Annotated in this window: 12 protein-coding genes and 1 pseudogene; 8 read left to right on the forward strand and 5 right to left on the reverse strand. The window is 74.1% G+C overall.

The genetic code is table 11. The features are described from left to right. Positions 1–112: 112 nt before the first annotated feature. Together B0E53_RS02975 and B0E53_RS02980 are read left to right on the forward strand one after the other, a co-directional pair. Positions 113–1,084 carry an aldo/keto reductase gene (locus tag B0E53_RS02975; RefSeq protein ID WP_091308884.1) on the forward strand — a complete coding sequence of 324 codons (972 nt, stop codon included), beginning with the start codon at positions 113–115 and terminating at the stop codon, positions 1,082–1,084. A 94-nt stretch (positions 1,085–1,178) separates the two neighbouring features. Beyond that, the gene (locus tag B0E53_RS02980) at positions 1,179–1,370 is read left to right on the forward strand and encodes a DUF5703 family protein (RefSeq protein WP_091265978.1); all 192 of its coding nucleotides are present in this window, start codon (positions 1,179–1,181) and stop codon (positions 1,368–1,370) included. A gap of 67 nt (positions 1,371–1,437) precedes the next feature. Here the strand turns inward: B0E53_RS02980 and B0E53_RS02985 are convergent, their stop codons facing one another. Together B0E53_RS02985 and B0E53_RS02990 are read right to left on the reverse strand one after the other, a co-directional pair. Next, the gene (locus B0E53_RS02985) at positions 1,438–2,091 is read right to left on the reverse strand and encodes a hypothetical protein (RefSeq protein WP_107074532.1); all 654 of its coding nucleotides are present in this window, start codon (positions 2,089–2,091) and stop codon (positions 1,438–1,440) included. A gap of 60 nt (positions 2,092–2,151) precedes the next feature. Then, a complete protein-coding gene (locus tag B0E53_RS02990) occupies positions 2,152–3,480 on the reverse strand; it encodes a M20/M25/M40 family metallo-hydrolase (RefSeq protein WP_107074533.1) in 1,329 nt (442 codons plus the stop codon). 183 nt (positions 3,481–3,663) lie between these two features. Here B0E53_RS02990 and B0E53_RS02995 point away from each other — a divergent pair, with 183 nt between their 5' ends. From B0E53_RS02995 to B0E53_RS03005, 3 genes are all read left to right on the forward strand, one after another. Next, positions 3,664–4,281 carry a hemerythrin domain-containing protein gene (locus B0E53_RS02995; RefSeq protein WP_107074534.1) on the forward strand — a complete coding sequence of 206 codons (618 nt, stop codon included), beginning with the start codon at positions 3,664–3,666 and terminating at the stop codon, positions 4,279–4,281. A 75-nt stretch (positions 4,282–4,356) separates the two neighbouring features. Then, positions 4,357–5,343, forward strand: coding sequence for a LysR family transcriptional regulator (locus B0E53_RS03000; RefSeq protein WP_107074535.1), 987 nt, complete (start codon positions 4,357–4,359; stop codon positions 5,341–5,343). 19 nt (positions 5,344–5,362) lie between these two features. Next, complete coding sequence (locus B0E53_RS03005) at positions 5,363–5,599, forward strand: hypothetical protein (RefSeq protein ID WP_107074536.1); 237 nt, start codon at positions 5,363–5,365, stop codon at positions 5,597–5,599. Positions 5,600–5,669: 70 nt separating this feature from the next. Here the strand turns inward: B0E53_RS03005 and B0E53_RS03010 are convergent, their stop codons facing one another. From B0E53_RS03010 to B0E53_RS03015, 3 genes are read right to left on the reverse strand one after another with little or no spacing between them, the layout of a single operon-like run. Then, positions 5,670–6,020: a DUF3140 domain-containing protein gene (locus B0E53_RS03010; RefSeq protein WP_107074537.1), complete on the reverse strand. Its 351-nt coding sequence runs from the start codon at positions 6,018–6,020 to the stop codon at positions 5,670–5,672. After that, positions 6,020–6,193 carry a hypothetical protein gene (locus B0E53_RS37310; RefSeq protein ID WP_168215201.1) on the reverse strand — a complete coding sequence of 58 codons (174 nt, stop codon included), beginning with the start codon at positions 6,191–6,193 and terminating at the stop codon, positions 6,020–6,022. The genes B0E53_RS03010 and B0E53_RS37310 overlap by 1 nt, the downstream gene beginning before the upstream one ends. Positions 6,194–6,231: 38 nt before the next feature. Continuing rightward, complete coding sequence (locus tag B0E53_RS03015; RefSeq protein ID WP_107074538.1) at positions 6,232–8,781, reverse strand: ATP-dependent Clp protease ATP-binding subunit; 2,550 nt, start codon at positions 8,779–8,781, stop codon at positions 6,232–6,234. 117 nt (positions 8,782–8,898) lie between these two features. On the opposite strand from B0E53_RS03015, the gene B0E53_RS03020 reads away from it, so the two are divergent. The 3 genes and pseudogenes from B0E53_RS03020 to B0E53_RS03030 all read left to right on the forward strand — a co-directional run. Then, positions 8,899–9,276 (forward strand): hypothetical protein, encoded by a 378-nt coding sequence (locus B0E53_RS03020; RefSeq protein ID WP_107074539.1) that lies wholly within the window; start codon positions 8,899–8,901, stop codon positions 9,274–9,276. A 201-nt stretch (positions 9,277–9,477) separates the two neighbouring features. Continuing rightward, positions 9,478–9,738, forward strand: coding sequence for a hypothetical protein (locus tag B0E53_RS03025; RefSeq protein ID WP_107074542.1), 261 nt, complete (start codon positions 9,478–9,480; stop codon positions 9,736–9,738). Between the two features lie 9 nt (positions 9,739–9,747). Next, positions 9,748–10,074, forward strand: a pseudogene (locus B0E53_RS03030) (hypothetical protein); the annotation flags it as partial.

Here is a 10,074-nt window from a genome sequence, read left to right on the forward strand (position 1 = left end):
GCAGCGGATCACCGGCTCACCTCGAACACGTCACAGCCGCCGGGCAGGTCGGGCAGGAACTTGACTCCGGGCGAGGATATCCGTGACGCCGGGTTCGAAATAAGGTTCACCCATGCAACAGCGACCGCTCGGCCGAAGCGGGCTGGCGGTTTCGCGGCTCGCGCTCGGCACCATGACCTGGGGACGGGACACCGATGCCGACGACGCGGCCGCCCAGCTGAAGAGTTACCTCGACGCGGGCGGCAACCTCGTGGACACCGCCGACGTGTACGCCGACGGCGACGCGGAGTCGGTGATCGGCTCCCTGCTGGGCAGCCTGGTGCCCCGCGACGATCTGCTCATCGCCACCAAGGCGGGGCTGCGGCCGGGCAGCGGCCGCCGCCGGGACGGCTCCCGGGGGCACCTGCTGCGCACCCTGGAGGCCTCGCTGCGCCGGCTCGGCACCGACCATGTCGACCTCTGGCAGGTGCACGGGTACGACCCGGACACCCCGCTGGAGGAGACGCTCTCCGCGCTCGACCACGCGGTGTCCAGCGGCAAGGCCCGGTACGTCGGGGTGTCGAACTTCTCCGGCTGGCAGACCGCCCGTGCCGCCGCCTGGCAGGCCGCCTGGCCGGGGCGGGCCCCGGTGGTCGCCGCCCAGGTGGAGTACTCGCTGCTGGAGCGGGGCGTGGAGCGCGAGGTGCTGCCCGCCTGCGAGGCGATGGGGCTGGGCGTGCTGCCCTGGTCGCCGCTGGGCCGCGGGGTGCTCACCGGCAAGTACCGCAACGGCCGCCCGGCGGACTCGCGGGCCGTGTCGCCGCACTTCGAGCGCTTCGTCGCCACCTACCTGGAGCCGCGCTGCTCCAGCATCGTGGAGGCGGTGGCCATCGCGGCCGGCGGTCTGGGCGTGTCGCCGCTGGAGGTGGCGCTGGCCTGGATCCGGGACCGGCCCGGGGTGACCGCGCCGATCCTCGGCGCCCGGACCGTGGGGCAGCTGCTCGGCGCGCTCCAGGTGGAGCGGATGACCCTGCCGGAGGAGATCGTCACGGCCCTGGACGACGTCTCGGCGGTGCCGGTCGGCTACCCGGAACGGGACGGCTGAGCCCCACCGTCCCGGCGCCGGGTGCGCAAAACGGGCGACGCGGGTCACCCTCAGGGGGTGGCGGCAGGCTGCGGAGCTGGGCAGCATAGAGGGCATGGACTACGAATACGCGCCGCTGCGGTTGCCTTCGAACGTCGATCGGTTGACCGCCGCGGCGCAGCTGGCGATCCAGGCGGAGTTCTCCGGTTGGGAGTTGGCCCGGGTGCGGCTGTACCGGGACGGCACGCGGCAGGTCATGCTGCGGCGCCGCCGGGTCAACCAGCCGCAGCCGGGCCTCTCCTACTGACGGCAGGCCGGACGAGAGGCGTCCCCGGGGTCGGCACCGCAACGGTGGGCCCCGGGGACGTCACGGCCTAGTGGGCGTGGTCGTGCTCCTCGTCGAGCTCCAGGAACGGGTGCTCGTCGAGCCGGCCGACCAGCCGGTCGTCGGCCGCCGGCTGGAACGGGCCGACCGGGTCGTCGTCGTCGAAGGACTCCAGGTCGACCGGGGTGCCGACCTCGCTGACCATGACCACGCCGTCGAGCGGCTCCAGCTCGGGCACGTCGAGCGCGGACAGCGAGCCGTCGCCGCTCTGCAGCAGCTCCAGCACGGCCTCGCCGACCCCTTCGACCGGAGCCGTCTCGTCCTCCTCCGGGGTGCCCTCGCGGCGGGCCGCCTCGGCCGCCCGGATCAGCGCGGCGACGCTGGGGACGCGGTAGTCCCGCCGCTGCCGCACCGAGATCACCCGCGGGTGCGGGTCGGTCGCCTCGACGCCCTCGCCGCCACCGAAGCGCTCGTCGGCCTCGTCGGGGTCGATCGACTCGACGTCCCAGGGTGTCACCTCCCCGAACGCGTCGAGCAGTTGCTCGTCGTACGCGAACGAGGCGTTGTTCAAAGCGACGTACGCCTGCCAGACGGCGTCGTCGTCGATCCGGCCCTGGGCGGCGCGGACGGCGGCCAGGTGGGCGCGGGCCGCGTCGATCACCCGCTCGAGGGCGGCGTCCAGCTCACCGTGCTGGTCGGTCATGTGAGGCAGTCCCTTCGCGATGGGGGAGCTTCCGCGCCGGCGCTGACGCGACGGGCGCGATCAGCAGCTGCGGAGAAAGCGGTCGAGAACCCGCACGCCGAACTGTAGTCCGTCCAGCGGAACCCGCTCGTCGATGCCATGGAACAGGCCGGAGAAATTGAGGTCGGCGGGCAGCCGCAGCGGCGCGAAGCCGAAGCAGCGGATGCCGAGCTGGGAGAACGCCTTGGCGTCGGTGCCGCCGGAGAGCATGTACGGCACCGGGCGGGCGCCCGGGTCCTCGGCGCGCAGCGCGGCCGACATGGCCTCGACCAGGTCGCCGTCGAAGGTGGTCTCCAGGGCGGGCTGGCGCTGGATGTACTCGATGGCGATGTCCGGTCCGACCAGCTCGCGCAGCTGCCGCTCCAGCAGCTCGCTCTGGCCGGGCAGGCTGCGGCAGTCGATGGTGGCGGTGGCCCGGCCCGGGATGACGTTGTCCTTGTAGCCGGCGGCCAGCCGGGTCGGGTTGGCGGTGTTGCGGATGGTCGCGCCGATGATGTTGGCGATCGGGCCGAGCTTGGCGATCGCGGTTTCCGGGTCGTCCGGATCGATCTCGATGCCGAGGACGTCGGAGACCTCCGCCAGGAACGCCCGTACGGTGTCGGTCATCACCACCGGGAAGCGGTGCCCGCCGATCCGGGCGACCGCCTCGGCGAGCGCGGTGACCGCGTTGTCGTCGTGCACCATCGAGCCGTGGCCGGGGCGGCCCTTGGCGTGCAGGCGCAGCCAGTCGATGCCCTTCTCCGCGGTCTCGATGAGGTAGAGCCGCCGCTGCTCGTCCACGGAGTAGGAGAAGCCGCCCACCTCGCCGATCGCCTCGGTGCAGCCGTCGAAGAGGTGCCGGTGCCGCTTGGCGAGGAAGTGCGCGCCGTAGTCGCTGCCGGCCTCTTCGTCGGCGGTGAACGCGAGCACGATGTCCCGGGACGGTCGGACCCCGGCGCGCTGCCAGCCGCGGATCACGGCAAGCACCATGGCGTCGAAGTCCTTCATGTCGATCGCGCCGCGGCCCCACAGGTAGCCGTCGCGGATCTCGCCGGAGAACGGGTGCACCGACCACTCGTCCGGGTCGGCGGGCACCACGTCGAGGTGGCCGTGCACGAGCAGCGCGTCCCGGCCCGGGTCGGTGCCGGGGATCCGGGCGACCAGGTTGGCCCGGCCCGGCGCGGACTCGATGAGTTCCGCGTCGACGCCGACCTCGGCGAGCTTCTCGGCGACGTACTCCGCGGCCCGGCGTTCCCCGACGCTGGTGTCGTTGTCCCCGGTGTTGGTGGTGTCGATGCGCAGCAGGTCGCGGCAGAGGTCCACGACCTCGTCGGTGGGGTCCGGTCGGGCGGAGGCGGCGTCGCTCGTCATCGGTTCTTCATACCAGCCGGCCCGGCCGGCCGGTCGGCCCCGGTCGGGGTGCGGTTTCGCGGATCGCGCGGGCGGGTATCGCTGGACCGCCACACCCGTCGATCGGTTGTCCGGGACGGCGGCGCGGGCGTCAGACGCGCCGGGCCCGGACGGCCGTACCCGCCATCCGTGGAGGAGGGCACCATGACCGTCCCCCTGCCGCCGCTGCCGCCCGCCGCCGACGACGCGTACCGGCCGGGTGGGCGGAGCCTGGCCGACCACGTGGACCGGGAGCACCGGACGCTGCTCGAACTGGCCGGGCAGGTCGCCGAGCCGGGCCTGGACGCGGCACGCCGCCGCGAGGTGCTGGACGTGCTGACCGCCGCGGTGTCCCGGCACCTCTCCGCCGAGGAGCAGTACTTCTTCCCGGCCGCCCGGGCGGCGGTGCCGGAGAGCGCCGAGCTGGTGGACCGGGAGATCGAGGCCGACGCGGCCCTGCTGACCGCGCTCAAGGGACTGTCCGGGCCGGACGACCCCGCGGTGGCCGACGTCGCCGACCGGGTACGCCGGCACGTGAGCCGGGTCGCCGCGCTGCTGACGCCGCTGCGCGAGGTGGCCAGCGACGCGGAGCTGATCCGGCTGGGCAACCGGTGGGAGATCGCCGAGGAGGCGGCGCCCACCCGGCCGCACCCCGGCACTCCGGCCACCCCGCCCTGGAACAAGGTCGTCGAGCCGGCGGTGGGCGTGCTGGACAAGGTGCGCGACGCGGTCACCGGGCGGCGCACCCGCCTGGCGGACCTGGAGCGCCCCCGCGACCTCTGAACCCCTGGTTCATACAGCTATACCGATGCGGTCGGACCCTTCCGCGCACCCGTTGGGTGGTCCTACCGTCACCGTATGAATCTGGAGCTGCGACACCTGCGGGTGGTCTGCGCGATCGCGGAGACGGGGAGCGTCACCAAGGCGGCCTCGACGCTCGGCCTGGCCCAGCCGGCGCTGACCGCCCAGCTCCAGCGCATCGAGCGAGCCCTCGGCGGCCCGCTGTTCGAGCGGGACCGCCGGGGCGCCCGGCCCACCGCGCTGGGCGAACTCGTGCTGGACCGGGCCCGGGTGCTGCTGCCGGCCATGAAGGGCCTCCAGGACGAGGCGGCCCGGCTGGCCGGGGCGGCCGACCCGCTGAGCCGCTACCGGTTCGGCGGGGTGAACAGCCCCATCCTGGGCCGGCTGGTGCACCGGCTCGCCGCCGAACGACCCGAGGTGCAGATCACCATGTACGCGTCCTGGTCGGTCGACGAGCTGGCCCAGTTGGTGGCCGGCGGGCGGCTCGACTTCGCGCTCACCGGGGTGTGCGGGGACGCCACCCCGTCGGCGGAGTCCGGGCTGAGCTGGCGGGAGGTGGCCGTCGACCCGGTCTTCGTGCTGCTGCCGCAGACCCACCCGATGGCCGGACGCGACGAGGTGCGCCTGACGGACCTGCGCCGCGAGCAGTGGGTGGCCGCGCCCGGGGACGGCTGCTTCGGCGACTGCTTCGCGGCCGCCTGCGCCCGGGCCGGCTTCACCCCCCGCAAGGTCTACGAGGCGGACGTGCGGGGCTGCCTGGACCTGGTGGACGCGGGCGAGGCGGTGGCCCTGTGCCAGGCCACCTTCCGCCCGGTGGCCGGGCTGGTGACCCGCCGGCTGGCCGGGACGCCGCTGCGCTGGCGGCTGCTGCTCGGCTGGCACCCGGACGCCCCGGCGGCCCGGGTCGCCGAGGCGGTCCTGGAAACGGCGGTGGCGTCGTACACCGACGCGCTGGCGAACCATCCGGACTACCTGGCCTGGCTGCTGGCGCATCCGGACTTCGGCGCGCAGCCGAGGACCGCGGGCGGGGTGCGAACCGCCTGAGCGCGGGTATCTGGGCGGCATGACTGATCTGTACCCGGCCGCCGACGAGCGGGAACTGCTGCGCCAGGCGGCCGCCACGCACACCGCCGCATCCGCCGACCTGGAGGCGTTCCTGCGCCGGTTGCCGGAGGTGCCCGAGCCGGCCGACATCACCGAGTACGCCAACCTGCTCACCCGGGAGGAGCGGGCCCGCGGCGACCGGCAGGACGCGGCCGACGCCGCCGGGCTGCAACTGCCCAGCATGGAATCCGAGTAGACCGACGGCGGCGGCACCCGGGACGGGAGCCCGGGTGCCGTCGCGGCGTCGCGTCGCTGAAAACGGCGCCTCAGCGTTCGATGAGGACGTCGTGGCCGAGGTCGAGCAGCGAGTGCCGCCACTCGTCGTCGGCGTTGCCCCGGCTCGGCTTCGCGGCCGTGAGCGCCCGGATCCGCTCGATGGCGTCCCGCATCACCTCGATGTCGTCCGGGGTGAGGTCCACCTTGCGTTTGGTCAGCACCTGGAGGATCCGCCGGCCGGGCTCGGGCAGGTCGAGGTCCGGGCCGGGGCCGAACGCCTCCTCGCCCGAGCCGCGGGTGAGCAGCCACTGCCGCAGCTTCTCGGAGGGAACGTTCACCTCGGCGTGGAAGTCGTCCCAGATCACCTCGACCTCGGGGTCGAGTCGCGCCTCGCGTACCATCACGCCTCCTCTTCCGACGGCGACCCGGACGGCGTCGGGTCGCCGTCGCCCTTGTCGGTGTGCTGCTTCAGGCCCTCCGGCGGCACCTTGACCCGGGCCGGGTTGGCCGTCGGGGGCGCGACGATGGGTTCGGTGCGCTCGGTGTCCTCCCGGGTCTCCTCGGGTTCGGTCATGTCCGCCCTCCGATCCGTCGGGGCTGGGGCGTCTTCCCTCATCGCGGATGGGACGTCGACGCGGCGGTGTACCCGCGGTCGGTGGCGCTCACCTCGACGGCGAGCTGGCCGTCCCGCGCGTCGACGGTGACCTGCTGGCCGGGCGAGATCTCGTTCTCCAGCAGCATCCGGGAGAGCCGGTTGTCGACCTCGCGCTGGATCACCCGGCGCAGCGGACGGGCGCCGAACTCGGGCTGGTAGCCGTGCTCGGCCAGCCAGTCCACGCCGGCGGTGGTGAACTCGACCCGGATGTCCTGGGCGTGCAGCCGGCGGCGGGTGTCCTCCAGCAGCAGCCCGGTGATCTGGCGCAGCTGCTCGGCCTCCAGCCGCTGGAAGATGATCACCTCGTCGATCCGGTTGATGAACTCGGGCCGGAAGTTCTCCTGCAGCCGGCGCATCAGCCGCTCGCGCAGTTCGTTGGTCTCCTGCTCGCCGGGCTCGCCGGCGCCGAAGCCGACGGTGCGCTGGGTGCCGGTGATCAGCTCCGAACCGAGGTTGCTCGTCATGATCAGCACGGTGTTCTTGAAGTTCACCGTGCGCCCCTGGCTGTCGGTGAGCCGGCCGTCGTCGAGCACCTGGAGCAGGATGTTGAACACGTCCGGGTGGGCCTTCTCGATCTCGTCGAGCAGCACCACCGCGTACGGGCGGCGGCGCACCGCCTCGGTGAGCTGGCCCGCCTCCTCGTAGCCGACGTAGCCGGGGGGCGCCCCGACCAGCCGGCTGACCGTGTGCCGCTCCTGGAACTCGCTCATGTCCACCCGGACCATCCGGTCGGCCTCGCCGAACAGCGCCTCGGCGAGGGCCCGGGCCAGCTCGGTCTTGCCGACGCCGGTGGGGCCGAGGAACAGGAAGCTGCCCATCGGCCGGTCCGGGTCGGCCAGCCCGGTACGCGAGCGGCGCACCGCCTCGGCCACCGCGCTGACCGCCTCGTCCTGGCCGACCACCTTCTCGTGCAGGTGCCCCTCCAGGCGCAGCAGCCGGTCCCGTTCCTCCTCGGTGAGCTGGTTGATCGGGATGCCGGTGGCCCGCGAGACCACCTCGGCGATCTCCTTCGGCCCGACCTCGGGCACGTGGTTGGGGCCCTCGTCGCCCCGGGCACGCCGGAGCTGGTCCTCCAGCTCGGCGGTGCGGTCCCGCAACTGGGTGGCCCGCTCGTACTGCTCGTCGGAGACGGCCTGCTCCTTGTCCCGGCGTACCTCGTCGAGCTGCTGCTCCAGCTCGCGCACGTCGGCGGCCGGCGTACGGGTGCGCAGCCGCACGCGGGCGCCGGCCTGGTCGATGAGGTCGATCGCCTTGTCCGGCAGGTACCGGTCGGTGACGTACCGGTCGGAGAGCTCGGCGGCGGCGACCAGCGCCTCGTCGGTGAAGCGGACCTGGTGGTGCGCCTCGTACCGGTCGCGCAGGCCGCGCAGGATGGCCACGGTGTCCTCGACGCTGGGCTCGGGGACCAGCACCGGCTGGAACCGGCGGGCCAGGGCGGCGTCCTTCTCGATGCTCTTGCGGTACTCGTCCAGCGTGGTCGCGCCGATCACCCGCAGCTCGCCGCGGGCCAGGGCGGGTTTGAGCATGTTGGACGCGTCCATGCCGCCCTCGCTGCCGGCGCCGCCCGCGCCGACCAGGGTGTGGATCTCGTCCAGGAAGACGATCAGCTCCTCGCGGTGGGCGCGGATCTCGTCGATCACCTTCTTGAGCCGTTCCTCGAAGTCGCCCCGGTAGCGGGTGCCGGCGACCAGGCCGGCCAGGTCGAGTTGGATGACCCGCTTGCCGATCAGCGTCTGTGGGACGTCGCCGTCGCAGATCCGTTCGGCGAGCCCCTCCACGATGGCGGTCTTGCCGACGCCGGCCTCGCCGATCAGCACCGGGTTGTTCTTGGTGCGCCGGGACAGGATCTCCACGGCCTGCTCGATCTCGTCGGCGCGGCCGATCACCGGGTCGATCTGGTCCATCCGGGCCAGGTCGGTGAGGTCCTGGCCGTACTGGTCGAGGGTGGGGGTGCCGCGGTCCGGCTTCGGGCCGGTTCCCGGGCCGCGCTCGGCGCTGGCCGCCTGGAGCGACTCGGGCTGGATCCGCCCGGCGGCGAGCATCCGGCCGGCCGGCGACTCCGGGTTGAGCGGCAGGGCCATCAGGATGTGCTCGGGGCCGATGTAGTTGGCCCCCATGGCCCGGGAGAGCTGGTGCGCGTCGAGCAGCGCCCGCTTGGCCGCCGGGGTGAGCGACAGGTTCGGCGGCACCTCGCCCCGGGGTGCCCCCTCCCCGCGCCCGCCCAGCGCGTTGACCAGCGCGTCCGGGTCGGCGCCGGCCCGGCGGACGAGGTCCCGCAGCGGCTCGCGCTGCAACGCCGCCCACAACAGGTGGTCGGTGTCCAGGTCGTTGCTGTGCTTCTGGGCCGCGCGGCGGGCCGCGTCGGCCAGCATCTCCCGCGCGTCGGCGGTCATCAGCCGGGTGATGTCGACCCGGTGCGCCGGCCGGCGTCCCCCTTCGCCCCGCCCGAAGTACCGGGCCAGGAACTCGTCCCACGGGTCGTTGCCGAAGTCACCGGGTCCCATCATCTCTGTCCTCCGCAGTCGGTCGGCACGGCCGCCGGGGCGCGACAAGGCGCGGCACGGTCGGCGGTGGCTACCCGGCGGTCGGCGCGACAAACGCGGCGCGGATGGCACGCTGGGGACATGGAGTCGAGGGCGCTGCTGATCGTCGACGGCGCGAACGTGGTCGGTTCGCGGCCGGACGGCTGGTGGCGGGACCGGGCCGGGGCGGCCGCCCGGCTACGGGACGCGCTGGTGCCGCTCGCCGAGGCGGGTGTGGCGCCGGAGCTGCCGCCGCCGGTGGAGGTGGTGCTGGTGGTGGAGGGCGCGGCCCGGAACGTCCCGGCGGTGCCCGGGGTGGCCGTGGTGTCCGCGCCGGGGTCCGGCGACGACGCCATCGTCGAGCTGGTCGCGGCCGCGCCGGAGCGCCGCCGGGCCGTGGTCACCGCCGACCGGGAGCTGCGGGCCCGGGTGGGCGCGCTCGGAGCCGAGGTGTACGGCCCGCGCCGGCTGCCCCGCTGACCGGTCCCCGTGACGCCGACGCGTCCCGTGGACGGGACCCGAGGGTCCGCCGACGGGACCCACGGGTACCGCCGGGTAGCGCCTTTGCGCACGTCAGGGCGGCAATCGGACAGTCGGGCAGGAACGCCGCGAGGGCGGCTGTTCGCCCACCCGTCGGGATGGGTTGTAATGGAGATCTCCCCCGCCCCCAGGAGGTCCCCCGTGGCGAGCGTCGCCGAGCTGAAGGCAGCGATCGATGTCGCTCTCCAGCAGATAGGAGACGGGCAGACAGCGGTGCAGGCGGCCGGCGAGAAGCTGGCCGAGGCGCAGCAGACCCTCGCCGGCGCGCTGGAGGGCAGCGGCCACGCAACCGTCGAGGCGGCCCAGGCCTCGCTCACCCAGGCCAGCCAGGAGCTGGAGGAGTGTCTCGCCGCCACGCTCGTGGCGGTCGAGCAGGCGCAGCTCTACGTCGCCACCCTCTGAGGACCGGTCGTGTCCATCGTCGAGGACATCGGCGCGCAGGTCCGCGCGGCCGCCGAGGAGCTGCCGCTGGCCCAGCTCGCCGCCGCGCTGGAGAAGTTCGGCCAGGCCACCGAGCGGCTGCGCTGGGTGCGCCAGGAGTCGGCCAACCCGATGGGGGTGCCGGAGCTCTCGGCGGCGACCGAGCACGCCGAGACCGCCGGGTACGCGCTGCGGGTGGCGCAGGAGCAGCTGTCGGCGTACCTGGCCGCGATCGGGCTGGCCGCCGACGGGGCGCCCGCGCCGCAGGCCGCCGACCGCCGGCCGAGGCACGACCCCGCCCGCGGCGAGGTGGCGCCT

The sequence above is a fragment of the Micromonospora sp. MH33 genome (genome assembly GCF_003013775.1).
Taxonomy (GTDB): Bacteria; Actinomycetota; Actinomycetes; order Mycobacteriales; family Micromonosporaceae; genus Micromonospora; species Micromonospora fulviviridis.